This window comes from Hydrogenophaga sp. PAMC20947 (assembly GCF_004795855.1).
GTDB lineage: Bacteria > Pseudomonadota > Gammaproteobacteria > Burkholderiales > Burkholderiaceae_C > Hydrogenophaga.
Genome location: NZ_CP039252.1, coordinates 3,657,488 through 3,684,412 on the forward strand (window position 1 = coordinate 3,657,488; position 26,925 = coordinate 3,684,412).

Below are 26,925 nucleotides of genomic sequence, written 5' to 3' on the forward strand. Positions count from 1 at the left end.
AGCGGCCGCCGCAGGTCGGGGCCCTAAAACCCGATGCTGCGCGACTCGCGCACCTCGGGTTTGATCCGGTGCTCGGCCTCCAGCTGCGCCAGAAACTCTGACGGTTCCAGCGTCTCGTCCAGGATTTCAACCTGGCGCTGCACGGCCGCATAGTCGCCTGGGCACAGCTGGGTCAATTTGATCAGCCGCGCCTTGAGAGCATCGTCCAGCCGGGACGCATCGCCCGCCAGCGCTTCCACCACAAACATGGTCTCGCGCTGCGCAGTGGTCAGCGGCTTGAAGCGGATCTTGAACGTAAAGCGACGCAGCGCCGCCTGATCGATGCTGTCCATCAGGTTGGTCGTGCACACAAACACACCGTTGTACCGTTCCATACCCTGCAGCATCTCGTTCACTTCGGTCACTTCATAGGTGCGCTGAGCGCCGCGCCGGTCCTGCAAGAAACTGTCGGCCTCGTCCAGCAGCAACACCGCTTTCTCGGCTTCGGCCTCTTTGAACATCGCCGCCATGTGCTGCTCGGTTTCGCCCACAAACTTGCTCATCAGATCGCTGGCGCGCCGGATCATCAGCGGGCGCTCCAGTGCCAGGGCGATGTGCTCGGCCAATGCCGTCTTGCCCGTGCCCGGCGCGCCGTGGAAACACAAGGCACCATGGCCCCGCGCTTTGAGCGCGGCCACGATGCGTGGCACGTCGTAGCGGCTCTCGACATTGAGCATGTCCAGGCTGTATTGCGTGACGCTTGGGCGCTTGATTTCATCGGGCTGGCGGCCCAGGGCCTGGTCGGCGTTCTTGAGCTGGCGCTCGATCAGGGCATCGATATCCAGCGGCGTCACCGCCGGCTTCTTGCTGCCGCGCCGAGCGCCCGTCCTGGCTGGCGCTGAAGCCAACTGCGCAAAGCGCAAGGCGGTGCGAACCTGCGCCGGTGTGAGCCCTTTGCGCTCGGTCAGCCGGGCCACCAGCGCATCGCTCACGGGCGCACCGTCCAGGGTCTTGCGGATCAACTGCTCCCGCGCGCCGGGTGGCGGACTCTTGAGCTCGAGATGGTAGGCAAAGCGGCGGCGGAATGCCGGATCGATCTGCTCGATGCGGTTGGTCACCCACACCGTAGGCACTGCGTTGGATTCCAGAATCTGGTTCACCCAGGCCTTGCCACTCACACTGGCGCTGTGTGCGGGCGCGCTGACCTGCTCGGCCCGGGCCATGTACTGCGCGGCTTCGCTGGAGATCGGCGGAAACACATCTTCCACTTCGTCAAACAGCAGCGCCGATTGAGCCGTGCCTTTAAGGAAAACCTGGGCAATCTGCAGGGAGCGGTAACGGTCCCGTCCACTCAAGGCGTTGCCATCACGGTCGGCGTACTCCACCTCGAACAATTCCAGGCCGGCGGCCTTGGCCACCACGCGCGCCAGCTCGGTCTTGCCCGTGCCCGGTGGGCCGTACATCAAGATGTTCACGCCCGGCTCCTTGCGAGCCACCGCTTCTCGCAACATGGCGCACAGCAGTTGCACATCGTCGGCCACGTAGTCAAAGTCTTTGGGGGTGAGTGCCGAGATCGCCGCTGGCCGCGTGAACACCGCCATCAGCTCGCTCTGGCTGCTGTACTTGCGCATCAGCACCGGTGGCAGCTTTTCGCTCACCTTCATGAGGTCGGCCAGATCGGTGATGTTGTGTTCGGAGATCAGGTTCTCCACCATCCCGATTCGCTCCAGCCGGGAGCCTGCGCGCAAAGCCTCACCCACCTCGCTGGCCTTGACCCCCGCTACCTCCGCAATGGCCGCGTATGCCTCGGGCGCGTTGTTGACCTTGAACTCCACCAAAATAGAGCGCAGGTCACGCTGGTAGCGCGCCAGGGTGCCGTAGAGCAGAAGCGCCCGCTCGGCGCGGTTGAGCTGCAACAGGCCCGCCAGTGCATCGATGTTTTTCTCAACCAGCGTGGAATGTTTCTTGAGCGACTGGCTCAACCAGTCTCCGGTCACCGACAAGACCGAGAGCAAATCTTTGGGCGATTCCTTGGCGTATTCGTCGAGGTAAAAAAACAGGGTGCCCTCTTCGTATGGTCCGCGCCACACACCGTAGCGCTCCATGAAGGCGGCGGTGGACAGGGTTTCACAGCCGGTCCACAGCTCGTTGTCTTTGCAGCGACGCCCCAGGAATTCGCGCACCCGGGAGAGCACCGTGAGCGGCCACACCAGATGCCGCCCGGCCAGTGCCAGCAAAGTGTTGAGATCCCGGCGCACATTGAAGCGGGGGCCCTGACGAGCGGCCAGACTCAAGACAAAGTGCGAACACATCAGGTCCAGCACCGGTGCCTGACGCAGACCCGGTGGAACGAACACACGCGCATCGAGCGCCGGCGCGGGCCGGGGTTCATGGCCCGCACGCACTTCCGGCGCTGGGCGCGTCACAGCCTTGGCTGGCTGCAACAGGCGTTTGCTCATTCGGACACCTCCGTTCTTGACAAATGACGAAATTTATCTTTAGGTCGACATTCAGGCGGACCATAACCCAGCTTGCACAATCATGGAAGGGAGAAAAGCCCGGCACTCCCCTCCCCAGTGCGGTGTTGCACGCTTTCAGGCGCACAAGCCTGCGCCTTTTGGCCCATGACGTTGCTGTAAATCCTTGCCATAGCAGGGCTGGGTCTGTGGTTACCGCTCCGCCCTGCAGCCAAAGCCATCGGTTTTATCGGGCCCCTTTAACCTGCAACACCAGACGCGCGCCCATTTCCACCATGCTCACACAAGACACCGTTCACAATCCCCCCATGCTGCAACTCTCCGACATCGAATCCGCCGCCCGTCGGCTCGCCGGGCAAGTCCTGGACACACCTTGCGTCGAATCCCGCACCCTGTCTCAGCTGGTGGGCTGTCAGGTGTTCCTCAAGTTTGAAAACCTGCAATACACCGCCTCGTTCAAAGAGCGCGGCGCTTGCAACAAGCTGGTGCAGCTCACACCCGAAGAACGGGCACGCGGCGTGGTCGCCATGAGCGCAGGCAACCATGCCCAAGGCGTGGCCTACCATGCCCAGCGCCTGGGCTTGCGGGCCGTGATCGTCATGCCCCGCTTCACACCCGGCGTGAAAGTGGAGCGCACCCGGGGTTTTGGCGCTGAAGTCGTGCTGCATGGCGACTCCCTGGAGGCGGCACGCGCCCACGCTTACGAACTGTCCGAGCGCGAAGGTCTGGTGTTTGTGCACCCCTACGATGACGAGGCCATCGTGGCCGGACAAGGCACGGTCGCACTGGAAATGCTGCGCGAACAACCCGACCTGGACACCCTGGTGATTGCCATCGGCGGCGGCGGGCTCATCGGGGGCATGTCGACCGCGGCCAAGGCCATCAAGCCGGGCATTCGGGTGGTGGGCGTGCAAACCGAGCGGTTTCCCGCCATGTACAACGCCATCAAGGGCACGCATCTGCCGCAAGGCACCAGCACCATCGCCGAAGGCATTGCCGTCGGTACCCCGGGTCAGATTCCCCTGGCCATCATCCGGGAACGGGTGGATGACATGCTGCTGGTCGATGAGGGCGACATCGAGCAAGCCATCGTGATGCTGCTGGAGATTGAGAAGACGCTGGTGGAAGGCGCGGGTGCGGCCGGCCTCGCAGCGCTCATCAGGCACCCTGAGCAATTCAAAGGGCAACGCGTGGGGCTGGTCCTGTGCGGTGGCAACATCGATCCCTTGCTGCTGGCGTCCATCATTGAGCGCGGCATGGTCCGCGCCGGTCGCCTCGCCCGCATCCAGGTCAACGCCCGCGACGTGCCCGGTATCCTGGCCCGTATCGCCACCATCGTGGCCGATGCCGGAGCCAACGTGGATGAAGTCCACCACCAACGCGCCTTCACACTGCTGGCCGCGCAAAACGTGGCGATCGAACTGGTCTTGCAGACCCGTGGCCGGGCGCACCTGGCCGAGGTGATCCAGCGTCTGCAGGCGGAGGGTTTTGAGGCCGCGCTGATTTGATTTGAAGCCAACTACGGCCCCACCAGCCCTGGCCCTTCCAGCACCTCAAGACCGCACCCAGCATTCAGCGGCGCCGCCACACCAGGCTCAGGGTGTGAACGCCAGCTCCTGTTTGCCCGGCCCGTCGCCCTCGACCACCACCCGCTCTCCCCGGTAGGGAATCACCACTTCATACCAGCGCGTGCGATCGGCGGCCGTGCGCGTCTGGGCAGGCACCAGCGTCGGGCACTCTTCGCTCACAAGGCAGCTGCGCAAGCTGACCACCAACACCTGCCCATCACTCTGGTGGTTTGCGCCGGTGTATTGACGCAGACTGGACAGCGGCGGCGTGTACGCGATGAGCAGGTCCCCATCAACCTGCTGGGTCATCGCGGGGCGCCAGGTGGTCACCGAGCTCAGTGGTTCCTCGACCGGCAGGGGCGGCGCGCTGGTGCAACCCGCCAGGGCCAGCACAGTGGCCATCCCGCCCATCCCGCGGGTACAGGCGTGTCGAAGGAGTGGCCAGGCAGTGGTGGTGGTGGTATCTTTCGGCGGGGTGGCTGTGAACATGTGGTGGATTCCCTGAGCTTTGGTGAGTGTGGCGTTGGTCGGCGCCCGTGGTGGCGCAGGACTTGAGGCCTCCCGGCGCTCGGCATCTCGACGCCCAGATGATAAGGGCCGCAGGCTGCTGGGTTTGTTCGTTCATGCGCGTGCTGCATTTCATCCGGGACGTCCGCCGCCGACCTGCCAGGCTGGGCAGAGTGGCCCGCTTCGCATACCATGTTTCAAGGTTTCCGTTCTCGACGGTGGCTGGCATCACCACAGCCATGACGTCATTATTAATGGTCCATCCCACAGGAGCCATGCGATGAATTTCCTCCGCCCTGCCCCCAGCTTCCTGCTCACACGCGCCATGCTTGCGCTCATGGTCGGTGGCCTGGCCGTGTCGCTATCCGCCATGGGCGCAGCAGCAGGGGACGCGCCGTCCAGCAAAGTCGCTGACACCACGAACGGACTCACGATCAAGAGCGGCGATCTTTTGATTGAGGCCACAGCGGCTACCCGCATTCTGCGTGGCCATTTGCGCCAGCCGCTGAGCTTTCAGATCATGGGCGGCTGGGTGGACAAGGCCAAGATCCAGCGCGCGAACCAGGTGGCGGACGAGGCCGAGAAACGCAAGCAGGCGAGAGGGAGCTTCGGCCTGCTCACCGTCGAGGTGGGTGCAGGCAAAACCGAGGCGGGGATCTATCAACTGGTCCCGAACGGAAAAGATCCGCGAAGCGGCACGATCATGATCAAAAGCGCCAAGGACGCTGGCCTGGCAGCAGACTACACGGCGCAGTCGGGCACGCTGACGATCCTTTCGGTGGCCATGAACGCCAGCGGCAGCGCGGTGGTGGCCGCCGAAGGCCGGTTCGACGGCGATTTCCGCAGCAACGCCGGTGACAGCCGCTCGTTCAGCGGCCATTTCCGGTTCGTACCGAAGAAGAAATGACCCTCTGCGCACGCCCGCGCCAAAGTGACTGAGGTCCGGTGCGGGTCAACGAGATGGGCGCGGCGCTCCCTGAGCGCTCGCGTGTCCACCGATGCCCGATGAAACGTGAGGAACGGGTTTGGCGCGCCTGGCCGCAAGCCCTGCGTTGCAGTTCTGCCGATATCTCACAGCATCTGCGTGCGATTCGCTTTCAATCAACGTCAAAATTTGCTCAAAATGCAACAAAATATTGACGCGGCGGGTGTCGACTTGCATGATGGTCCGGGTCTTTGACCGTTGAATGGAGAAAAAATCATGAATTCGAATGCTTTGTGGGTTTCCCTGCAGAACAATCTGGGCAACCACATCCCCCAGCTGCTGGGTGCACTGGCGATCTTTGTCGCCGGCTGGTTTGTGGCCGTGCTGATTCGCGCGGGTGTGCGCAAGAGCCTGGGCTTTGCGGGTGTCAACCAGCGTTTTGCAAAACTCACTGGCAACGGTGTGGACATCGAAGGTGCGGTGGGGCTTGGTGCCTTCTGGACCGTGATCCTGCTGACGCTGGTGGCCGTGTTCAACTCATTGGATCTCACCATTGTGTCCGGGCCTTTCAGCGCCCTGATCACCCAGATCTTTGAATATGCGCCTCGCCTGCTCGGCGGCTTGGTGCTCGCCCTGGTGGCCTGGCTGGTGGCCATTGTGGTGCGCGCAGTTGCCCAGAAGTTGCTGGACAAGACCTCGCTGGATGAGAAACTGTCCGAACACGCCGACATGGCGCCCATGGGTCAAAGCCTGGCCGGTGCGCTGTTCTGGCTGGTGATTCTGCTGTTTGTGCCCGCGATCCTCGGTGCACTCGAAATGCAGGGCATGCTGGATCCGTTGCGCGACATGGTCGCCAAGTCGCTGGACATGTTGCCCAATGTGGCTGCGGCGCTGATCATCGGCGGCATCGGCTGGATCATTGCCACCGTGCTGCGCAACCTCACCACCAGCCTCAGCCACACGGCCGGCGTGGACAACATCGGCAACAAAGCCGGCCTGGCCGACTCGGTGAAACTCTCCAGCGTCCTTGGCCTGCTGGTTTTTGTTGCCGTGTTCCTGCCTTCGATGATCGCCGCGCTCGACGCGCTGAAGATCGAGGCCATTTCGCGCCCTGCCACCGACATGCTCGCCATGATCATGGAGGGCGTGCCCCATGTGATCGCCGCCGCACTGATCCTCGTGATCACCTGGCTGGTCGCCACGTTTGCCTCCAAGCTGCTCGCCAGCCTGTTGGCGGCCATGGGCTTTGACACCCTGCCTGAGCGCATCGGCATGGCCCACGCGTTTGACAAAACCAGCGCATCGACCTTTGTTGGCCATGTGGCGATGTTCTTTGCCATGCTGTTCGCCAGCGTAGAAGCAGCCTCGCAACTGGGCTTCTCACAGGTGAGCGATGTGGTCACGCAGTTCATCACCTTCGGTGGCGACGTGCTGCTGGGCGGCGCCATTCTGGTGATCGGCTTCTGGCTGGCCAATGTGGCCTACACCGCGATCGATCGCGCCAGCGGCGCCAACACCCAGGGCCTGGCCAAAATTGCACGCTTTGCCATCCTGGCACTGGTGCTGGCCATGGGCCTGCGTGCCATGGGTATCGCAGACGACATCGTGAACCTCGCCTTTGGCCTCACGCTCGGTGCTGTTGCGGTGGCCATTGCGCTGTCGTTCGGCCTGGGTGGCCGCGAAGCTGCTGGCAAGCTGATGGATCACTGGCTGGCCAAGTTCCGCAAGGAAGACTGAGCCCAGTCGGCCTGCTTCATCATGGGTGAACCTGTCTCCGCGATCTTCGCCGCCACCACCACCACCACCACCACAGCGACCCTGGAGCAAGCCTTGCGTGAGTGGTTTGCGCCCTGGGTGCAGGCGCTGGAGCTCCGGGTGGAGGGGTTTGAGGACGGCGCAGTCACCCTGCGCCTGCCCATGAACCCCACGCTCAGCCGCATTGGCGGCCTGGTGTGCGGACAAGCCTTGATGGCCGCGGCTGATACGGCCATGGTGCTGGCCATCGTGACGCGGCTGGGCAACCAGCGACCGATGACCACGGTGCAGCTCAACACCAGCTTCCTGAAGCCCTTGGCGAACCAGGACGCACTGGTCACCGCGCGGGTGATCCGGGCCGGCAAAAACCTGGTGTTTGGCGAAATCGATATCGTGGCGGCGACAGACGGCAAGAGCGTCTGCCGGGCGAGCACCACCTATGCCCTGCTCTGAAACTGCGGACCCGGCCTGTACGCCTGTGGTCCGCAGGCTTTAGAATCGGGATTGATTAATGTCAATTTTTACCGGAGTGAACATGTCCAACGCCGATCAAGACAGCCACAGCGACCAGCCTCAGGACGTGGTGGAGTCCATCGTTCCCCTGATGCCCATCGTGCTGCCTCTGGCCGGCGCTGTGCTGATCTTCTTGCTGGCTTTCATCGCTGTGTTCATGGCCTGAAACCCGCCGCTCCCAAAAAGCCGGACCCGTGAGGTGTCCGGCTTTTTTTCACCTGAAATCGGTATCACAAGCCCTTCCGGCATTAGGTTATGCAAGTTTTGCATGTAACTTGCCGGTAACTGACCGGGCACTTTCTTAAAATTGGGGGATTGGCCAACACACGCCAAGCCCCTTTCGGGTCCACCGACCCCGCGGCTTGGCATCCCCGATGGCTGCTGACGCCACCCGCCGATGCAGCCCGAGCGCCGACCGCCCCTTTATGCCCAAGGGACCCTGGACAGCCGCCCGCCACGCTCCCGTGGTCCGCGGCTGTTGCCGTCTCTTGCGCCAGCCGCTTTACAAACTTCAGGAGCCTTTTCCATGAATTCTCCCGCGATGCAGGGCCTTCAGCTCAACACCCCGGCTTACGTCAAACACGCCCGCCTGATCGCCTGGGTGGCCGATATGGTGGCGCTGTGCAAGCCCGCCGATGTGGTCTGGTGTGACGGCAGCGATGCCGAATACCAGCGCCTGTGCCAGCAGCTGGTCGACACCGGTACCTTCAAGAAGCTCAACCCAGCCAAGCGCCCTGGCAGCTTCCTGGCCTGCTCCGATCCGTCGGATGTCGCGCGCGTCGAAGACCGCACCTACATTTGCTCCGAGAAAAAGGAAGACGCCGGCCCGACCAACAACTGGATGCCGCCGGCCGAGATGCGCCAGACGCTGCAGCCGCTGTTCGATGGCTGCATGGCCGGCCGCACCATGTTCGTGGTGCCTTTCAGCATGGGCCCCTTGGGCTCGCACATCGCCCACATCGGTGTGGAGCTGACCGACAGCGCCTACGTGGCGGTCAACCAGAAACTGATGACCCGCATGGGCAAGGCCGTGTTTGACGTGCTCGGCACCGAAGGCGAATTTGTGCCTTGCATGCACACCGTGGGCGCGCCCTTGGCCGCCGGTGAAAAAGACACCAGCAGCTGGCCTTGCAACCCCAAGGTCAAGTACATCGTCCACTACCCCGAAAGCCGCGAAATCTGGAGCTATGGCTCGGGCTACGGCGGCAACGCCTTGCTGGGCAAGAAGTGCCTGGCGCTGCGCATTGCATCCAGCATGGGCCGCGACCAAGGCTGGCTGGCCGAGCACATGCTCATCTTGGGCGTGACCAACCCCGAGGGCAAGAAGTACCACGTGGCTGCGGCGTTCCCCAGTGCCTGTGGCAAAACCAACTTCTCCATGCTGGTGCCGCCCGAAGCGGGCTTTGCCGGCTGGAAAGTGACCACCATCGGTGACGACATCGCCTGGATCAAACCCCACGCCGATGGCAAGCTCTACGCCATCAACCCGGAGGCGGGCTACTTCGGCGTGGCACCAGGCACCAACATGCACACCAACCCGAACTGCATGCTGTCGCTCAACAAAGATGTGATCTTCACCAACGTGGCGCTCACCGACGACGGCGATATCTGGTGGGAAGGCATGGAGAAAGACCACGGCGGCGTGCTCCCCTCGCACCTGATCGACTGGCAAGGCAAAGACTGGACCCCACAGATCGCCAAAGAAACCGGCGCCAAGGCGGCCCACCCCAATTCCCGCTTCACTGTGGCCGCACAAAACAATCCGGCGCTCGACCCCCAGTGGGACGACGCCGGCGGCGTGGCCATCGACGCCTTCATGTTCGGTGGTCGCCGCTCGACCACGGTGCCACTGGTGACCGAAGCACGCAGCTGGACCGAGGGCGTGTACATGGCCGCTACGATGGGCTCAGAGACCACCGCAGCCGCCTTTGGCGCCCAAGGCGTGGTCCGCCGCGATCCGTTCGCCATGCTGCCCTTCTGTGGCTACAACATGAGCGACTACTTCCAGCACTGGCTGGACATGGAGCCCAAGATTGCCAAGACCGGCGCCACCCTGCCCAAAATGTTCTGCGTCAACTGGTTCCGCAAAGATGCCTCGGGCAAGTTTGTCTGGCCCGGCTATGGCGACAACATGCGTGTGTTGAAGTGGATGATCGACCGCATCGAGGGCAAAGCCCAGGGCGAGTCCACCATGTTTGGCACCGCGCCCACCTACAGCGAAATCAACTGGACAGGCCTGGACTTCAACGCCGAGCAGTTCAAAACCGTGACCAGCATCGACAAAGCTGCCTGGCAAGATGAATTCAAGCTGCACGACACGCATTTTGAGCAGCTGGCTTACCACCTGCCCAAGGCGCTGGTGGACACCAAAGCTGCGTTGGAAAAGCGCCTGACGGCCGCCTGATGCGCGCAGGGTGGGCCTCAGACACGTCTGAGCCCCACCCTGTTCATTTCAGGGCAGCGCCCCAAAGCAAAAAAGCCCGGCATTGCCGGGCTTTTTTGCTTTGGGGTCAAGGAACCTGCACCACCAGGTTCCAAGGACCATGCATCAGATGTAGTAAAGATGGATGTTGCCGGCGCGGCTGGCGGCCAGGCGCTCGGAGAAACCGGCCCAAGCCCCACCAACTGGCTGCTCTTGCTGTGCAGGGGCCGCGTCAAGACCCATGGGTGCCAACGCTTCGTCGAAGCCCGTGTCGGCGCTCTCATGGCGCGTGCGCGCCTGGTTCAGCTCAGCCATGATGCGGGGGTCTGTGCGGGCGATTTCCCACATGCGGACTTCGGCACGCGACTGGGCGCGGGCGCGGGACCAGCCGTCGAGCACGCGCATGGCACGGCCAGCGAGCGAGCGGGCGGTGCCGGCAAACAGGGCCAAACTGCCGAACACCACCGCCCACATCAGAACCCAACCCAAGAACAGGTCGCCATCGGTCAGTGCATTGCCGTACTGCTCGGCCACAATGACCAAGGTCGAGACCGCAGCGGCCAGCAGCATCACGGAGAGGCCGCGAACACCGACACCCGCAGGGGTCTCGGCAGGCTGGGCTGAGGTGGCCGCACGGTGGGTAGAAGGGCGGGTGAATGAATTGAGGATGGTGCTCATGGGGGACTCCTGGGAAAACAATGTCTAGGCGACAGGTGAATACTAGGGTAAACCCGCATGTTCCGCCAATTTATATTTGTGATGTATTTCATATGTTTTGCGAATGATTGGCCCAACAACCCCATGCAAGGCCCCCCAAGCCAATGGAGCGAGGCTGTGAAGATCGGACAGGCCAAGAAAAAAGCCACCGCATGGACGGTGGCTTTTTGTCGCGTGGGCCAGCGGCCCCGGGGCCGCCCCACTCAAGCGTAGCGCCAGAGCGCGTTGCGTGTGCGGGTTTGGTACGCGTCTTCAATCACACGCGCCCATCCCTGGCCCAACAGGGGTGAATGCTTGGGCACCACGGAAGCCACCGTATCCGCCTCGGTCATTTCAGACATGGCCTGTACCTGGGGGGTCTCGACGCTGTCGTCACACTTGCGAGCGAGCATGAGTTCGGCCATCACGCGCGGGTCGCTCTGAGCGATATCCCACAGGGGTGATTCGGCGTGCGATTGCGCAGCTTGGGCGGCCAAATTGACAAACACTTGCTTGATGCGAGCGAGCCAGGAAACGGCGTGGGGCTCGGTGCCGGCATCCAGCACTTCAGCAAAGTAGGTGGGGCGGGGATAGGAATCAAAAATCATGGCGGTGGTGTTCATCACGAACTCCTGAACTCAATAAACTTGTTTAAGCTTGCGATCATAGGGTAAACCCTGAATTTCATCCAATTGATTTTTGTGATGCATTACATTCACGTTCATGATGAATGATCGCAACTTTCGCACTTTGGACCTGAACCTCTTGCGAGTCTTCGACGAGGTCATGGTCGAACGCAACCTGACCCGGGCGGCGCACAACCTGTCCATGACGCAGCCCGCGGTGAGCAACGCACTGCGCCGCCTGCGCGAAGCCCTGGGGGATGACCTGGTTCGACGGGCAGGCTACGGCGTGGAGCCCACGCCAGTGGGCCAGGCCTTGTGGCCCACGGTGCGCGATGCACTAGCGCAGTTGCGGCAATCCCTCGCGCCCGGCCAATTCGAGCCTGCGACTGCAACCCATGCCTATGTGCTGGCCATGGCCGATGCCACCGCGGCGAAGATCGTGCCGGCCCTGATCGACATTCTTCAGCGCGAAGCTCCCGGGGTGAACCTGCGGGTGCTGCCCCTGAGCACACGCGATCCCCGCGACCTTCTGGAATCGGGTGGAGCCGATCTGGCGATTGGCCACTTCCCGGGCGTGTTGGCTGAGCTGAGCGCCGTGCACCTGCAGGAAAACAGCCCGCGCTTTCTGCACCAGCGGCTGTACGACGGGGAATACGTGGTGGTGATGCGCCGCGACCACCCGCTGGCGCGGGTGCCCCTAACGCTGGACGCCTATTGCAGTGCCCGCCACCTGCTGGTGAGCTTCTCAGGCCGGCCTTTTGGCTTTGTCGACGAGGCACTGACGGCGCTCTCGCGGCAGCGGCGTGTGGTGCTCACCGTCAACCAGTTTTTCACCGCCGGCCGCGTCGTCGCCACCACCGATTTGCTGACCGTGCTGCCGCGCCATTTTGTGGGTGCCACCGGCATGGAGCACCGGCTGGCCCTGAGCGAGCTGCCACTCCCCGTGCCGGCGGTGCACGTGGACAGCTTGTGGCACAGGCAGGCCGAACACAACAGCGCCCACCGTTGGCTGCGAGACGCGGTTGAGCGCGCTTCTGCCCAAGGCTTCCAGGGGGCATCGGCCGCGGCACCCACGCCCGCCATGCCGTGATCCTGGAAGCGGCAATTGACCTCCAATAACCGCTGGCTAAACTACAAGAAGGCTGAGCTTTTTGCCCCACCCACGGCAACCCACGCCAACGCGTCCAACCACCGTTTCTAGGATGATCCCGACTTGATGAAACTGCAACTACTGAGCGATCTGCACCTGGAAGCCAACCCGGGTTATGTGGCCGAGCCGGCGCCAGGGGCCGATCTCCTGATCCTGGCCGGCGACATCGGTTCGTACCAGCAGCAGCGCGAGGGCAGCGTCATGGGCGAGCCCGACTGGGGCCTCCAGCGCTTTTCGCCACTGCCGCAATACGCCGGCTGGCCGGTGCCGGTGGTGTTTGTCCCTGGCAACCATGAATACGACGGTCTGGATGTGGACGAGGCCCACCAGGGCCTGCGTGAAGCCTGTGACCGGCTGGGCATCCGCTGGCTGGAGCGCGAGGTCTGGACCCAGGGTGAGGTGCGCCTGATCGGCACCACCCTGTGGGCCGACTACGACGCCCTGGGCGATGTGCCTCCACCCTCAAAACCCGTTGTTCGCGGCAAGGGCAAGCGCCCCGGACCCGTCCCGATGACGGCTGCCCCGGTGGACCCCCTGACTTACCGCATGCGTCAGCGCGAAAAGGCTTTTCGTGCGGCGAATTTTTACCTTAGCAAGATGGCGGGGGAGCGCCACGGGCGCTTGTTTGACGCCGCAGCGATGCGCGAGCTTGCATTGGAATGCCAGTCCTGGCTGCGCGCTGCATTGGCGCAGCCGTTTAGCGGCCGCACCGTGGTGATCACCCATTTCGCCCCCACCCTGCACAGCGCCGACCCGCGCTACGGACTCAGCCCGGGCACCGCCGGATTCTGCAACGCACTGGACGATCTGCTGCCCTTGGCCGACACCTGGCTGCACGGCCACCTGCACTGCCCTCAAGACCTGCGTGTCGGGCGCTGCCGCATTGTGGCCAACCCGCTGGGGTATGCCCACAAGAACGAGCAACTGGCCTTTATGCCCCAAGGTCTGATCGAGGTGTGAGCAAGAGGAGCAGCTCACCGTCAAGGGCAACACTTTGCGCTGGCGCAAGGCGGGCCGGGGGATTGCGCCTTACACTGAAAATGTTCCCACACAACTCTGGAGACCCTCATGAAGATCTTGCTCGCCGTTGACGGCAGTGCTTTTACCAAAAAAATGTTGGCCTACCTGACCACCCACGATGAGGTGTTCAGCAGCGACAACGACTTCACCCTGTTCACCGTGCAGTCGCCCCTGCCCTCCCGCGCACGCGCGGCGGTGGGTGCCGACATCGCCAACGGTTATTACGCAGACGAATCGGTCAAGATCACCAACCCGGTGGTGAAGTTTCTGGCGCGGCACAAAATTGATGCCAAAGTGGTGCACAAGGTCGGTTCGCCCGGCGAAATGATCGCCAAGACCGCAGCAATGGGCAAGTTTGATCTGGTGATGATGGGCTCACACGGCCACAGCGCGCTGGGCAACCTGGTCATGGGCTCGGTGGCGACCCAGGTGCTGGCGCATTGCGCGGTACCGGTCTTGCTCGTCAGATAAGGCTGGGAATCACCCGCTGGTGGGCCTGACAGCCCCAAGCGGTGTTGCCAAACCCGCTTGAGCTTGGGAACATGCCGAGCCATGCTTCACCCAATCGCCCCCGTCCTTGTCAGGCAGCGACAGGCGCCTTCGCAGGGGTGAGGTTGTGGGCGGCTGCCTGGCGCAGCGCGGTGCTCAAAGCGTCGAGCACATCGGAGCTGAGATTCCAGCAGTGCCAGTACAGGGCCACGTGCAGACTGTGGCTTGGCGCGAGGTTGACCAGTTCCCCTTTGGCAATGAGGTCACGCACCTGCAACTCCGGCAGCACGCTCACACCCCAGCCCGCCTGAACCGCCCGCACGCGGCCTTCGCTCGACGGCACAAACAGCTGCTTGAGCATCACGCGGGGCAGGCCAAATGCCCGGGTGACAAATTCGTGTTGCAGGTGGTCTTTGCGGTTGAACGCCACAAAAGGCACCTTGTGGAAATTGTGGGCGCTGATCCCTTTGGGCAGCTGGGTGGCCGCAAACGCCGCAGACGCCACCGGCACGTATTCCATGGTGCCCAGCGCTTCCATCTTGCAGCCGCGCAGCGCTTGTCCCAGCGAAGTCACGCAGCCCAGCACCTTGCCTTCGCGCAACCACTCGTGGGTGAACTCCTGATCGTCGGTGATGATTTCAATCGGCAGGCCGCCCTGGGCCAGCGCATTGAGCGCGGGCAGGGCCCAGGTGGCGATGCTGTCCGCGTTGATGGCCACGGCAATGCGCTCTTCTTCACGGCCATTGCCAGCCGAACTCGGCGCCAGCTCCTTGAGGTCCTTCTCCAGATCGGCGCGCAACAACCGCATCATCTTGGCGTGCTTGAGCATGAGCTGGCCGGCAGATGTGGCCTTGAGCGGTCGGCTGCGCACGATCAGCACGGTGCCCACCTGAGCCTCGAGTGCCCGCAAACGCTGCGAGACCGCCGACTGGGTGATGGACAAACGCTGGGCGGCGCGCTCAAACCCCCCCTCTTCAATGATGGCGGCCAGGCATTCCAGCGCGTCGGGATCAAAGGTGCTCAAAAGGTGTCTCCAGTGGGGTGGAAAGATCGCCAGAATGCGCCGAAAGCACCCCAAAACTTATATTAGATTTTCTGATGCCGGCGATTTTAGTTTAATTTCGCTTCACTTACAGCCCCAGTTTTCCCATACTGCGGTCCTGGTCATTTCATCGTTTCGGAGCGCGTCATCATGCAAGTTGTGGTTTTGGGTGCAGGCATTATCGGCGTGAGCACGGCGTGGCATTTGCTGCAACGGGGTCACGAGGTCACCATCGTCGACCGGCAGCCCGATGCGGCGCTGGAGACCAGCTTTGCCAATGCGGCCCAGATCTCGGTGAGCTATTGTGAGCCCTGGGCCAACCGCGACGCACCACTCAAGGCGCTGAAGTGGATGTTCTCCCCCACCGCACCGCTGCTGTTTCGCCCACAAATGGACCTGGCCCAGTGGCGCTGGGGTTTGCAGTTTCTGGGCCAATGCAACGACACCGCCTTTGAACGCAACGTGGCGCAAATTGTGGCGCTGGGCGCCTACAGCCATGCAGCACTGAAAGACGTGGTGGCCGACACCGGCATCGAATACAACCGGCTGGAATGCGGCATCGCCCACTACTACAGCGAACAGCAGTCGTTTGATGGCGCAGCCGAGGCGGCCGCGCTGATGCAAAAATTCGGCGTCAAGCGCCATATCCTCACACGCGAAGAGCTGCTCAAGGTGGAGCCCGCGCTCAACGCCTACGCCGACCGCATCGTGGGCGGTACCTTCACACCCTCCGACGAATCGGGCGACGCCAAAGTGTTCACCCAGCAGCTTGCCGCCCTCTGTGCGCAGCGCGGCGCACAGATGCTGTTCGACCACAGCGTTGAACGCATTGAAACCTCGGGCGGCGCGGCCACGGCTGTGCTGGTTCGGAATCTGACCAGCGGACAGATGCGTTCGCTCAAGGCCGATGCCTATGTGGTGGCTTGCGGCTCATACACCACGCCTTTGATGAAGTCGGTGGGCGTATCAGTGCCGATCTACCCCGGCAAGGGCTACAGCGCCACCATGCGCGTGCTCGATCCAGCCAAAGCACCTCAGGTGAGCATGATCGACGACTCCATGAAGATCGCCATGTCGCGTCTGGGTGACCACATCCGCGTGGCCGGCACCATTGAGCTGGGCGGCTTTGACACCGCGCTGGACACGCCCCTGGCCAAAAAGCGGTGCGACATGCTGGTGCGCCGCATCGAAGAAGTGTTTCCCGGCATGGCCGACACCCGCACGCCCGAAGAAGGCGGCGATCCGCAATACTGGACCGGCCTGCGCCCCGCAACGCCCACCAACATCCCCATGATCGGCCGCACCAAGATCGGCAAGCTCTGGATCAATGCCGGCCACGGCACTCTGGGCTGGACCCACGGCGCAGGCTCGGGCAAAGCCCTGGCCGAACTCATGAACGGCGAAGTACCGGCCATGGACTTTGGCTTCACACGTCAGACACCTGTGGCCCGACGTTCCAACGCCGGCAGCCCAGCCGCCATCGCGCCAAAACCCAGCCGGGCCTGAAGCGCTGGCGCCCCCGTCAGGGCTGCGGGCCAGCCCCGGCCTGACGGGCATCAGCGAATGGTCACCCGACCTTCCTGGCCTTGACCGGCAACACCTTGGGTGCGTTGTCCACGGGCGGCTTGATACGCTCGCTCATGTAACGCAGCAGGTCCAGCCACATCTGGCGCATCTCGGCATTGAGCGGCGTGCGAAACGCACTGGGCAGCTCGATGGTGACCACGGGCATGCCCTTGTGCACGCCGCCGTAATTGCCCAGGCTGCCCGGGTAGATCCCGACCTGATCCAGGAACAGGCGACCCAGCTTGGGTGGCGGTGTACCCGGGCCGTCGAAGTCCAGCACGCCGTAGGGCGCGTGGATACTCACGATCATGTCGGGCTGAAAACGCTCCATCTCTTCAAAAAAGTAGCGCGACTCCGGTTCCGACAAGGGCTTGGGCCCCGGCCAGCGCCGCGGGTCCTTGCGGGTGCGTTTTTCCCAGTAAAGCTTGGCGTCCCGCTCCCAGTTGGGCGTGGGGAAATTGCGGTTGAGATCAACCCCGTTGGCATTCATGCGCGACGCCGGCCGCTTCATCAGGCCGTCGGGGTTGAGCGCCGGTATGAAGCGCCAATGGGCGTTCGACGGGGTATCCACCGCGTTCTGGATCCAGTGCAAGGCCAGCGCAGCCGAAGACAGCTCATCCCCATGGATGGACCCGATCACCAGCACCCGCAACTGGGCATCGGGCGCCACCACGTCGCGGTAGTACAAGGTACGGCCCTGCACCGAACGGCCCACGGTGGGCTTGAGCATCGCCGCTTCGCAAAGCGGCGCTTTGACGTTGGGCAGGCGCGCCACCAGCTCGGGGCAGGGGCCGCTGCCCGGAATGTCGGCCATGGGGTGGCCTGGGCCGCGAAAGGGCGTTGTGGCCTGGGCCTCGCTCACGGGGAAACAGGCGGCGCCCAAGGCGACCAGAGGCAACAGCAAAATCGAAGAAAACATGCGCATCCCTGCATTCTAGGAGGCTGTCGGATTTGGGGCGTTAATCGCAAAAATCGAGCCTAACGAGGACCGTTTTTTCTGGATTTTCAGCCGACGCTCCCCAAGTCCGACAGGCTACTGGAGAAGCGCTCAATGGGACAGCCAAGGGCGGCCCTTCACCGGGGGCAGGGCAACGTCATGCCCGCCTGGATCACGCGTCTTTTTCACCCGCTTCGTACAGCGTCTCTCGGCCCATGCGGTCGAGAATGAGTTCGGCTGTCCAGGGCAGCATGAGGGCGCCGCAGCGGCTGTCGCGGTAGAGACGCTCCAGCGGCAGGTGTTTCATCATGCTCTGGCCGCCACAAGTGCGCAGGGCCAGGCGGGCGATGTCGTTGGCGCCTTCCATCACGCTGTAGTGCGCCGCGTAGAGGCGCATTCTTTCGTCTTTGCTGGGGTTGGGCTTGGCCTCCTGGATGGCGCGCACAAAGATACAGCGCATGTTTTCCAGCTGGATGCGCATCTGCGCCACCGCGATTTGTTTGGTGGCGTACATGCGGCGCTTCACCGGCGGCTCGCCCGGCACTTCGCCGCGCAAATACTGCACCGTGAAATCGTAGGCCGCGTTGGCGATGCCCAGGTAGGTCGGCGCCAGCGTGAAGAACATGGCGGGCCAGGTCTGTGCGCCTTTGAAGTAAACGCCGCGCGGCATGAGCTGTTCAGCATCGCTCACAAACACGTCTTTGAACGCCAGGTTGCGGCTCACCGTGCCGCGCATGCCCAGCGGATCCCACTCGCCGCTGATGGCAAAACCTTCGGCGGTGGCGGGCACGCTGATGTAGAGCGTGTCGCGCGTGTCGGGGTGTTGATCGCCTTTGTCTTCGGTGCACAAAACGCCGTAGTAATCGGCCGCGCCCGAGAGGCTGGCGAAGATCTTGCGGCCGTTGATCAGCCAGCCACCTTCGACCTTTTTCGCGGTGGTGCCGAATGGCGCCTTGCCGGCGGCGGCGGCGCTGCCTTCGCTGAAGGGCTGGGCGTAAATGGCGCCGTCGTTGACGATGCGCTGGAAGTGAAGCTCGCGCCGCGCGGCATGTTCGCTGCGCTCGGCCTCGCTCATGGTTATGCCATCGGCCAGTACCCCGGTCCACATGGTGGAGCAGATGTGCATGTTCCAGGTGAGCGCGGTGGCGCCGCAAAAGCGCCCAATCTCGGCCGCCACCATCATGTAGGTGGCGTAGTCAGCGCCCAGGCCACCGTGGCTGGTGGGCACGCAGAGTTTCAGAAAGCCTGCGTCGCGCAGATCGTCGTAATTGGCAAACGGAAAGCTCGCCTCGCGGTCCCATTGGGCCGCGCGACCGGCAAACTTGTCGCGCCCGAGCGCGTGGGCCTGGGTGAGCAACTCACGCTGCAACGGCGTGAAGGACATGTCGCCCACGGCGGGCGTGAAATCCAGGCTATGGGTGGCGTTAGCGGTCATCAGGTCTCCAATCGTTGTTCAGTGCGCGCCCGGCAAAGGGCTGGGCAAGGGCTCGCTCAGGAACGCCAGCAACAAGGCGTCGAAGGCATCCGGGGCTTCCAGGTTCATCAGGTGGCCCATGCCGGCGAGCTCTGTGTAGCGCGCCCGCGGGATGGCAGTCGCCATCTGCTTCATCACCGAGGGCGAAGCCGTGCGATCAAACTCGCCACCCACCAGCAAGGTGGGCACGCGGATATCGGCCAGCTCACGCTGGCGGTCAAACGTGACCAAGGCCGCCAGCGCGCGCCGGTAGGTGGCCGGCGGCACGTTGGCCATACAGAACTCGGCCAACCGCAAACCTTCGGGCAATGCACCCGGGCCCACCATCTGGGGAATGAGCTTCTGGGCCATCTGCTCCATGGTCTGGCCAGCGTCCAGCGGTGCCGTGCGCTGATTCACAAACTGCTCGGCCCAGCCCTGCGCCAGCTGACCATCGGTGCGTTTGCCAAAGGCGGCCGAGGTTCCGCAAAGCACCAGGCGGTTGATGCGGTCGGGCCGGCGCGCGATCAGCTCTTGCGCCACCATGCCACCCATGCTGTGGCCCACGAGCGTGACGCTCTCACATTGCAGCGCATCAATCAGGTTCAGCGCGCTTTGGGCCAGCCCTTTGAAGTTGTAGGGCTCGATCGGCGCGCTGCGTCCGTAGCCCGGCATGTCCCAGGCCACCGCACGGTAGCCTGCGTGGGCCAGGGTTTCCACTTGCGGCGCAAAGGCCTTGTGACCCCCGCCAATGCCATGCAGCATGAGCACGGTGGGGCCGCTGCCGAGGGTGCTGAAGGTAGGCAAAGTGCTCACGCAATCACCTCGCCGGCTTTGACCACCGTCTCGCCATCCAGCTCGACGGTGCACCCCCGCATGGGCCAGTCGAAGTGACCCCGTGTGTGGCGTCCGGCCACTTCGTTGGCCCCGGTGCTGTAGAGAAAATTACCGGCGAAGGCCCGCAGCTCGGTGCCGTTGAAATCGCGCTTGTCGTAGAGCGCCATGCTGTCCCAGCGGGCCGCATCGTTGAGGCCGTAGCCCACGTGGCTCACGGCGTATGCCGGTGGCCGGTCGACCCCCACACCTGCCATGCGCTGCTGGCTGGGCTCGTCATCCCAAGCAGCGAAGTAGCTGCGCAGCAACGCCGCGTCGACGCCTGTGCCATCGATGTGGACCACGTGGTCGTCTTCAATCGTGAGCGTGACGGGTCGCTCGATGTAGCGCTTGAAAGTGAGGTTCACATCGCCTTCGGCCAGCACCAGCCGCCCATTGACGCTGCCCGCGGCAGGAAACGCCAAGACCAGCCCACCTGGCCAATGGGTGAGCGTTCCCGGCCGCGTCGTGGTGCCCCAGTTGCCGCCCACCACCGCGCCTTTGAGCGAAATGGACAAATCTGTGCCTGCATCTGATGCAACCCGCATGGCCTTCGCAGCCCGCATGCGCTTCACATGCGCTTTCACGCGCGCCTCGGTCGCGTCATCGGGCAGCAGGCGCACCAGGGCTTCGGGGTGTTCATTGCTGACATACACGATGCGGGGCTGGGTCTGACCATTGCCTTTCAGGATTGCGGGCAATTCGGCCGCATGCATCAGGCCTTCGACCGTGCAGTCGACCACCAGTGTGCAGGCCTGCAACGCTGCCACCACCGGCCCTATATGGGCCACCGCTTCACAGGCGCCCGTGGAGCGCACCGCCGGCTCATGGGCCGCAAAAACCGACGGCAAGGTGAGCACGAAGGTCTGTGCACCCAGTCGCGCAGCGGACAACCGGGCGAGCTCAATGAGTATCGGTCGACTCTGGGTTTCGCAGAGAATGGCCACAGTGTCGTCTGGCTTCAGCGCACAACGCCGCAGCACAGCTTCAAAGGCTTCCAGCCAGGCGGGCTCAATCCGCTCTTGCAACATAAACGTTTTCCTTCCACCCGCGTCGGCGTCGGCGTCGGCCTCAAGGGCAATGCCTGCGGCCCGGCAAAGCCGGTTCCACGGCATGTTCGACACAGACACGCGCAACGGAGTTATTGTTGGATTGCCCTCACTCGCCTCGAGGACGTGCGTGAGCAAAACCATTATTCATGAAATTTCATATAAATTCCACACATGTCCCCTGCCCGATCCGCCGGCCACCAAGCCAGGCCACCCGATTTTTCAGCGCGTGAGTTCCGCTCCTCGTTGGGCATGTTCGCCACGGGTGTGACGATCGTCACCGCGCGCACGGCCGCCGGCGACTTGGTGGGCCTGACCGCCAACTCGTTCAACTCCGTATCGCTGGAGCCCCCGCTCGTGTTGTGGAGTCTGTCGCGTGCGGCTGGATCGATGGCCGCATTTTCCAACGGCATGCACTACGCGATCAACGTGCTCGCCGCTGACCAGCAGACCCTGGCCGAACAGTTCGCCGCACGGGGTGGCGATCGCTGGGCCGGTGTGAAGTTCACCGAAGGCGTGAGCGGCGCGCCTTTGCTCGAAGGCGCTGCCGCCACGTTCGAATGCTTCAACCGAAGCCAGTACGCCGAAGGCGACCACGTGATTTTTGTCGGCGAAGTGGAGCGCTGCAGGCACCGCGACGACGCATCGCCCTTGCTGTACCACGGCGGAAAATTTTACGCCGAGCATCCCCTGTAGGGCTCAGGTTCAACCATGAGGTGACCCGATCGCAAGCCTGCGCTCCCACCCGCAAATCCTCCCCATGCCCCAAACGGTCATCCCGCAACTGCGCATCACGCAGGGCCCGCGCAGTCTGGCGTTCTACGTAGAGCAGCTCGGATTTTCTATCGATTGGCAACACCAGTTCGAGCCGGGCTTTCCGCTGTTCTTTCAACTGACCCGCGAAGGCCAGACCCTCTTCCTGACCGAACACGCGGGCGATTGCGAAATCGGGGGCGCCGTGTATTTCCGGGTGCCTGATGCCGAGGCCTACCACACAGCCTTTGCTGCGCGCGGCGTGATCGCCACAAACCCACCCAGCCCCACCCCATGGGACACGCTGGAATTCCTGCTCACCGATCCCGACGGCAACCGCCTGCGTTTCGCCAGCGACCTCGCGCCCCCGGCCCAGGCATGACCGCTCCCCGTTTCGTCGATGACTACCTGGGCTACCTGCTGGGCCAGGCCAACCACGCCTTGTTCAAAGACTTTGAGGCGGCCGTCCGCGCAGCCGGTTTGGGCTCGCTGGAATGGCGCGTGCTCGCCACGCTGAGCGGCCAGCCGCCCATGCCGGTGGGCCAGCTCGCGCAAGAAGTCCTGAGCCAGCAGCCAACAGTGACCAAACTTGTTCAGCGTCTGTCCACGCAAGACTGGGTGCGCCTGGGTGATGACCCGACCGATCAGCGGCGCACACTGGTCAAGATCACACCCGCCGGCCAGCGCAAGATTGCGCCCCTGATCCGGCAAGCGCGTGCCCACGAAACGCAGGCCTTGCAACACCTGAGCCCGAGCGACATGGCAAGGTTGAAAGACCAGTTGCGCCAACTGGCTCAAACCCGCTGAAAGCACCACCCCACAGCGCACCCCTTCATGATCCAGCCGCCCACCCGGAAACTCCACCTCGACTCGCTGGCGATCGGCCTGCTGGTGCTGTGCTGTGCCTTCTGGGGGTTTCAGCAGATCCTCATCAAGTCCACCGTCGGAGAGATCCCACCTCTGTGGCAAGCCTCCCTGCGCATGGGGGGCGCCGCGGTCCTGCTTTTGTTCTGGTGCCAGCTGCGCGGTGTGCCGCTGTTCGCGCGCGACGGCACGCTCAAGGGGGGACTGCTCGCCGGGCTGCTCTTTGCCGGCGAGTTCGCCTTCATCTACATCGGCCTCCAGTACACCAGCGCCTCGCGTCTGACTGTGTTTCTCTACACCAGCCCCTTTGTTGTGGCGCTGCTGCTGCCGAGGTGGGTGCCCAGCGAGACGCTCAAACGCATGCAGTGGATCGGGCTGGTGATCGCATTCACCGCCGTCACCATCGCCTTCAGCGAAGGCTTTTTCCACAGCTCGCCCGTGGCGGGTCAGTGGCGGGGCGATGCCATGGGTCTGGCCGCGGGCATCCTTTGGGGACTGACCACGCTCACCATCCGCCGCACCACGTTGGCAGACGCCAGCCCCGAAAAAACACTGTTTTACCAACTGGGCGTGACCACACTGGTCACGCCGGTGCTCTCCCTGGCCATCGGCGAAACCTGGTCGCTGGACTACTCGGCACAGGCATGGGGATCGCTCTTTCTGCAATCCGCCGTGGGCGCGTTCGCCAGCTACCTGACCTGGATGTGGTTGCTGCGCCATTACCCGGCCACGCAGATGTCAAGCTTCACCTTCCTCACCCCCGTCTTCGCCCTGGTGTTTGGCGTCGCCCTGCTGGGCGAAGCGCTCACCCTGCAGCTCACACTTGCGCTGGTGGGCGTGGCCGTGGGGATCGTGTTGGTCAATCGGCGCTGATCCACTTCTTCGCCAGGAGGAACGGCTGCGCTGCGGTGGTGTCGGTGGTCAGCCAAGGCCGAGCGCATGCCGCCGAGCCATCGGGCAGCGCCCAGTACGTTCTCGTCAATACCAAAACCGGCGCTCAAACCGTTTCAAGCGATTTGAGCTACCCAGCGTTTCCCAGCGGCCACGCCGAATCCCGCGATCAACATTCACGGGTTGGAAGGCCATCGGTTGTATGAAGGCAAGCGTTCGTCGCGAGACGGCAGCGCATACCCCACCCAGCTGGGATCTGGCACGCCCCTGGACACGGCGCTGAACCGACCCACGGGTGACGCTCAACCCACCTCGCCCGCCGAGGGTTTGGGCGCAGGCGCCGCCCGCCCGAGGTGCATGCCCGAATCGAGCAGCAACAACTCGCCCGTGGTGGTGCGGGCACCGTTCACCAACCACACAATGGCATCGGCCACATCTTCGGCACTGCAGGCGGTTTGCAATGGCACGGTCTTTTCGTATTGGGCCTGAATCTGGTCGGCACTTTCACGGCCCACACCATCGACAAACCAGCGGGTGGTGATCAGGCCCGGGCAGACGGCGTTGACTCGAATCTCGGGCGCCAGTGAGCGCGCCAGGTGCAGGGTGAGCGAATTGATCGCGCCCTTGGAGGCGATGTAGGCCACCGAAGAACCGATGCCCAGCGCGCCGGCGATCGATGACACGTTGACGATGCAACCCCTGGCCGCTTTCAGGTGTGGCGCACACGCGCGCACCATCTGGAAAGCTCCGACCACGTTGACGCCAAAGATGCGCTCGAAGGTGGCGGCGTCCAGCGCGTCCCAGTTGGCCACGCCGGCGAATGAAGTGATGCCCGCGTTGTTGACCAACGCGTCGATCCGGCCCCAGCGTTCAATAGCGGCTTCGGCCATGCGGCGGCAGTCGCCGTCGTCGGACACGTCGCCCTGCATGAGCAGCGTGTCGGCCCCCGCCTCTTTGCACGCGGCCTCAGACGCTTGGGCCTCTGCCTCGCTGCGGGAATAGTTGACCAGCAGGTTGTACCCCCGCCCAGCCAGGCTCAGCGCTGTGGCTGCGCCGACACCGGTGCCGGCGCCTGTGATGATGGCGACTTTTCGATCAGACATAAGACTCCCTCAATCTTGTGGGCATCGACAACACCCGCCAGCAACATGCCGGTCACGCCCGAGCCCACACCATCGGCAAAACGCCGGTTGACCAATCCCCCGCCTGTGATCAAGCCGCTGGGGTTGGCGAGCGTTCTTGCGCAAACGCCACATACCAAGCCAGGCAGCCCGGATTGGCCATGGCCTCTTTGTTGATCACCTTCTCGACCGGCTGACCCAGCAAGAGCTTTTTGATCGGCAGCTCCTGCTTTTTGCCCGAGAGCGTGCGCGGAATTTCAGTGACCTGAAAAATCGCATTGGGCAGGAAGCGCGGTGACAAGGCGGTGCGGATGGCACCATTGATTTTGGCGGTCATGGCGTCGTCCAGAGTCACCCCTCCGCGCAGCACGACAAACAGCGGCATGTAGCTTTCTTTGCCCAGAAATTCCAGATCGACCACCATGGAATCAAGCACCTCGGGCAGGGCTTCGACCGCGCTGTAGAGCTCGCTGGTGCCCATGCGCAGACCATGGCGGTTGATGGTGGCGTCAGACCGGCCGTAGATCACACAGGAGCCATCGGGGTAGATGCGCAGCCAGTCGCCGTGGCGCCAGACGGCACCCGCCTCGGCCGGCAAATCGCCGCCGCCGGGCTTGCGCCCGTGGCCAGCGGGGTACATGTCGAAGTAGCTGCCGATCAGGCGCTGGTTGTCGGTGTCGCCCACGAAATACAGCGGCATGGACGGAATGGGCTGCGCGCAGACCAGTTCGCCCACGGCGTCGATCGCGGGCTGGCCCTGTTCGTCCCACGATTCAACGGCGCTGCCGATCATGCGGCACTGCATGCGGCCCGGTATCTGGGGCAGCTCTCGGTTGGCGCCAATGAAGGCGCCTGCGAAGTCGGTTCCGCCGGAGATGTTGCACCACCAGATGTCTTTTTGCGCGGCGTTGTCCGCGATGGCGGCGAACTGTTCGGTTCCCCAGCGCTGGGCGTCTTCCGACAGCGGCGAGCCGGTGGTACCGAGGGCCCGCACGCGCGAGAGGTCACCACACAGCGCAAGGTCGACGTCGGCCTTGAGGCAGTTGGCAAAAAATGCAGCGCCGGCGCCGAAGAAGGTCACGCCTTGTTCGGCGGCGAAGCGCCAGAGCGTGGTCCAGTCGGGTCTGTCTTTGCTGCCACCGGGGTTGCCGTCGTAAATCACACAGGTGGTGCCGTTGAGCAGGCCACTGGTCTGCGCATTCCACATCACCCAGCCGGTCGAGCTGTACCAGTGGTAGCGCTCACCCCAGCTGTTGGCGTCGTAGCTGCTGCCCACGTCGTTGTGCAACACCTTCATGGCCAAGCCGACCACGACCGTGCCACCGTGGCCGTGCACGATGGGCTTGGGCATGCCCGTGGTGCCACTGGAATAGACAATCCACAAGGGGTGGTCAAAGGGCAACCACATCGGCTCGAAGGCGGCCACGGCTGCGTCGTTGCCCGCGGTCACGTCCGCGAACGAGGCGCAAGGTGCTGCGGTGGCGAGCGCGGCCTCGCGGGCGGCGTCACCGTCGGCCAGGTTGGTGTGCAAAATCACGTGCGTCACCGTGGGCAGGGCCGCGCGCATCTCGGCCACCACGCTCATGCGGTCGAAGTCGCGCCCGCCGTAGCTCACGCCGTCGCAGGCGATCAACACCTTGGGCTCGATCTGGCGGAAGCGGTCGAGCACGGCGTTCGTGCCCATGTCGGGGGCGCACACGCTCCACACACCACCGATGCTGATCGTGGCGAGAAACGCGACCATGGTCTCTGGGATGTTGGGCAGGTAAACCGCGACACGGTCGCCCGGCTTCACGCCTTGAGCCTGAAGATGCAAAGCCAGCGAGGCCACCTGGCGCCGCAACTCAGGCCAGCTCAATTCGACCCGTTGGCCCTTTTCGTTGCAGCCAATCACGGCGGGAAAACCCGCAGCATGGGCCGCATCGACATGTCGAAACACCTGCTGCGCGTAGTTCACCTGAGCGCCCGGAAACCAGTTGGCGCAGGGCATGACGTTCTTTTCAAGCACCGCCGTGTGCGGCGAGGGTGACTGCAGGTCGAAGTAGTCCCAGATGCTTTGCCAGAAGCCTTCGATGTCGGTGGTGGTCCAGCGCCACAACGCGTCGTAGCTGTCGAATGTGAGGCCACGGTGTTCGGTGAGCCAGTCTTGGTAGCGCCGGATTTGGGGGATGTACGGGGGGGTCGATGGGCTCATGGTTTGGGCTCTGACTGTTGAATGGCTTGTCTCTGCGCAGAAGGGTAGCAGTGGC

26 protein-coding genes are annotated in these 26,925 nt (G+C 63.5%); 14 read left to right on the plus strand and 12 right to left on the minus strand.

Annotated elements, in window-relative coordinates:
- Window positions 1-23: 23 nt before the first annotated feature.
- Complete coding sequence (locus tag E5678_RS16730) at window positions 24-2,438, minus strand: ATP-binding protein (RefSeq protein WP_136179575.1); 2,415 nt, start codon at window positions 2,436-2,438, stop codon at window positions 24-26.
- Window positions 2,439-2,764: 326 nt separating this feature from the next.
- On the opposite strand from E5678_RS16730, the gene E5678_RS16735 reads away from it, so the two are divergent.
- Window positions 2,765-3,964, plus strand: a complete 1,200-nt coding sequence (locus E5678_RS16735) for a threonine ammonia-lyase (RefSeq protein WP_136179576.1) — start codon at window positions 2,765-2,767, stop codon at window positions 3,962-3,964.
- Window positions 3,965-4,051: 87 nt separating this feature from the next.
- Here E5678_RS16735 and E5678_RS16740 read toward each other — a convergent pair whose 3' ends face one another.
- Window positions 4,052-4,513: a hypothetical protein gene (locus E5678_RS16740; RefSeq protein WP_136179577.1), complete on the minus strand. Its 462-nt coding sequence runs from the start codon at window positions 4,511-4,513 to the stop codon at window positions 4,052-4,054.
- A gap of 298 nt (window positions 4,514-4,811) precedes the next feature.
- On the opposite strand from E5678_RS16740, the gene E5678_RS16745 reads away from it, so the two are divergent.
- Window positions 4,812-5,438: a hypothetical protein gene (locus tag E5678_RS16745; protein WP_136179578.1), complete on the plus strand. Its 627-nt coding sequence runs from the start codon at window positions 4,812-4,814 to the stop codon at window positions 5,436-5,438.
- A gap of 45 nt (window positions 5,439-5,483) precedes the next feature.
- Here E5678_RS16745 and E5678_RS16750 read toward each other — a convergent pair whose 3' ends face one another.
- Window positions 5,484-5,693, minus strand: coding sequence for a hypothetical protein (locus E5678_RS16750; protein WP_136179579.1), 210 nt, complete (start codon window positions 5,691-5,693; stop codon window positions 5,484-5,486).
- 39 nt (window positions 5,694-5,732) lie between these two features.
- On the opposite strand from E5678_RS16750, the gene E5678_RS16755 reads away from it, so the two are divergent.
- From E5678_RS16755 to E5678_RS16765, 4 genes are all read left to right on the plus strand, one after another.
- Window positions 5,733-7,193, plus strand: coding sequence for a mechanosensitive ion channel (locus tag E5678_RS16755; protein ID WP_136179580.1), 1,461 nt, complete (start codon window positions 5,733-5,735; stop codon window positions 7,191-7,193).
- Between the two features lie 21 nt (window positions 7,194-7,214).
- On the plus strand, window positions 7,215-7,664 hold the full coding sequence (locus E5678_RS16760) for a PaaI family thioesterase (RefSeq protein WP_136179581.1): 450 nt from the start codon (window positions 7,215-7,217) through the stop codon (window positions 7,662-7,664).
- An 82-nt stretch (window positions 7,665-7,746) separates the two neighbouring features.
- Entirely contained in the window at window positions 7,747-7,890 is a 144-nt protein-coding gene (locus tag E5678_RS22360) for a hypothetical protein (protein ID WP_168708591.1), read from the plus strand.
- A 360-nt stretch (window positions 7,891-8,250) separates the two neighbouring features.
- Window positions 8,251-10,128 carry a phosphoenolpyruvate carboxykinase (GTP) gene (locus E5678_RS16765; RefSeq protein ID WP_136179582.1) on the plus strand — a complete coding sequence of 626 codons (1,878 nt, stop codon included), beginning with the start codon at window positions 8,251-8,253 and terminating at the stop codon, window positions 10,126-10,128.
- Window positions 10,129-10,272: 144 nt separating this feature from the next.
- On the opposite strand, the gene E5678_RS16770 is transcribed toward E5678_RS16765, so the two are convergent.
- Window positions 10,273-10,824, minus strand: coding sequence for a hypothetical protein (locus E5678_RS16770; RefSeq protein WP_136179583.1), 552 nt, complete (start codon window positions 10,822-10,824; stop codon window positions 10,273-10,275).
- A 242-nt stretch (window positions 10,825-11,066) separates the two neighbouring features.
- On the minus strand, window positions 11,067-11,465 hold the full coding sequence (locus E5678_RS16775) for a hypothetical protein (protein ID WP_136179584.1): 399 nt from the start codon (window positions 11,463-11,465) through the stop codon (window positions 11,067-11,069).
- 103 nt (window positions 11,466-11,568) lie between these two features.
- Between E5678_RS16775 and E5678_RS16780 the strand changes: the two genes are divergently transcribed.
- From E5678_RS16780 to E5678_RS16790, 3 genes are all read left to right on the plus strand, one after another.
- Window positions 11,569-12,558: a LysR family transcriptional regulator gene (locus tag E5678_RS16780; RefSeq protein ID WP_136180829.1), complete on the plus strand. Its 990-nt coding sequence runs from the start codon at window positions 11,569-11,571 to the stop codon at window positions 12,556-12,558.
- Window positions 12,559-12,684: 126 nt separating this feature from the next.
- Entirely contained in the window at window positions 12,685-13,578 is an 894-nt protein-coding gene (locus E5678_RS16785; RefSeq protein WP_136179585.1) for a metallophosphoesterase, read from the plus strand.
- Window positions 13,579-13,686: 108 nt separating this feature from the next.
- Window positions 13,687-14,109 (plus strand): universal stress protein, encoded by a 423-nt coding sequence (locus E5678_RS16790; protein WP_136179586.1) that lies wholly within the window; start codon window positions 13,687-13,689, stop codon window positions 14,107-14,109.
- Between the two features lie 109 nt (window positions 14,110-14,218).
- Here the strand turns inward: E5678_RS16790 and E5678_RS16795 are convergent, their stop codons facing one another.
- Window positions 14,219-15,151: a LysR family transcriptional regulator ArgP gene (locus tag E5678_RS16795; protein ID WP_136179587.1), complete on the minus strand. Its 933-nt coding sequence runs from the start codon at window positions 15,149-15,151 to the stop codon at window positions 14,219-14,221.
- A gap of 168 nt (window positions 15,152-15,319) precedes the next feature.
- Between E5678_RS16795 and E5678_RS16800 the strand changes: the two genes are divergently transcribed.
- Window positions 15,320-16,675 carry a D-amino acid dehydrogenase gene (locus tag E5678_RS16800; protein WP_136179588.1) on the plus strand — a complete coding sequence of 452 codons (1,356 nt, stop codon included), beginning with the start codon at window positions 15,320-15,322 and terminating at the stop codon, window positions 16,673-16,675.
- A 61-nt stretch (window positions 16,676-16,736) separates the two neighbouring features.
- On the opposite strand, the gene E5678_RS16805 is transcribed toward E5678_RS16800, so the two are convergent.
- The 4 genes from E5678_RS16805 to E5678_RS16820 all read right to left on the minus strand — a co-directional run bounded on the left by E5678_RS16805 (window position 16,737) and on the right by E5678_RS16820 (window position 21,029).
- Entirely contained in the window at window positions 16,737-17,654 is a 918-nt protein-coding gene (locus E5678_RS16805) for a M14 family zinc carboxypeptidase (protein ID WP_247596809.1), read from the minus strand.
- 190 nt (window positions 17,655-17,844) lie between these two features.
- Window positions 17,845-19,107 (minus strand): acyl-CoA dehydrogenase family protein, encoded by a 1,263-nt coding sequence (locus E5678_RS16810; RefSeq protein ID WP_136179590.1) that lies wholly within the window; start codon window positions 19,105-19,107, stop codon window positions 17,845-17,847.
- Between the two features lie 18 nt (window positions 19,108-19,125).
- Complete coding sequence (locus E5678_RS16815) at window positions 19,126-19,941, minus strand: alpha/beta hydrolase (protein ID WP_136179591.1); 816 nt, start codon at window positions 19,939-19,941, stop codon at window positions 19,126-19,128.
- A complete protein-coding gene (locus tag E5678_RS16820) occupies window positions 19,938-21,029 on the minus strand; it encodes a peptidase M29 (protein ID WP_136179592.1) in 1,092 nt (363 codons plus the stop codon). Before E5678_RS16820 ends, E5678_RS16815 begins: the two co-directional genes overlap by 4 nt.
- A gap of 192 nt (window positions 21,030-21,221) precedes the next feature.
- On the opposite strand from E5678_RS16820, the gene E5678_RS16825 reads away from it, so the two are divergent.
- From E5678_RS16825 to E5678_RS16840, 4 genes are all read left to right on the plus strand, one after another.
- On the plus strand, window positions 21,222-21,743 hold the full coding sequence (locus E5678_RS16825; protein ID WP_136179593.1) for a flavin reductase family protein: 522 nt from the start codon (window positions 21,222-21,224) through the stop codon (window positions 21,741-21,743).
- A 64-nt stretch (window positions 21,744-21,807) separates the two neighbouring features.
- On the plus strand, window positions 21,808-22,182 hold the full coding sequence (locus tag E5678_RS16830) for a VOC family protein (RefSeq protein ID WP_136179594.1): 375 nt from the start codon (window positions 21,808-21,810) through the stop codon (window positions 22,180-22,182).
- Window positions 22,179-22,607: a MarR family winged helix-turn-helix transcriptional regulator gene (locus tag E5678_RS16835; protein WP_247596810.1), complete on the plus strand. Its 429-nt coding sequence runs from the start codon at window positions 22,179-22,181 to the stop codon at window positions 22,605-22,607. The genes E5678_RS16830 and E5678_RS16835 overlap by 4 nt, the downstream gene beginning before the upstream one ends.
- A 27-nt stretch (window positions 22,608-22,634) precedes the next feature.
- Window positions 22,635-23,537 (plus strand): DMT family transporter, encoded by a 903-nt coding sequence (locus tag E5678_RS16840; protein WP_136179596.1) that lies wholly within the window; start codon window positions 22,635-22,637, stop codon window positions 23,535-23,537.
- A 320-nt stretch (window positions 23,538-23,857) separates the two neighbouring features.
- Here the strand turns inward: E5678_RS16840 and E5678_RS16845 are convergent, their stop codons facing one another.
- Together E5678_RS16845 and E5678_RS16850 are read right to left on the minus strand one after the other, a co-directional pair.
- The gene (locus tag E5678_RS16845) at window positions 23,858-24,658 is read right to left on the minus strand and encodes an SDR family oxidoreductase (protein ID WP_136179597.1); all 801 of its coding nucleotides are present in this window, start codon (window positions 24,656-24,658) and stop codon (window positions 23,858-23,860) included.
- 109 nt (window positions 24,659-24,767) lie between these two features.
- A complete protein-coding gene (locus E5678_RS16850; protein WP_136179598.1) occupies window positions 24,768-26,870 on the minus strand; it encodes an acetoacetate--CoA ligase in 2,103 nt (700 codons plus the stop codon).
- Window positions 26,871-26,925: the final 55 nt, after the last annotated feature.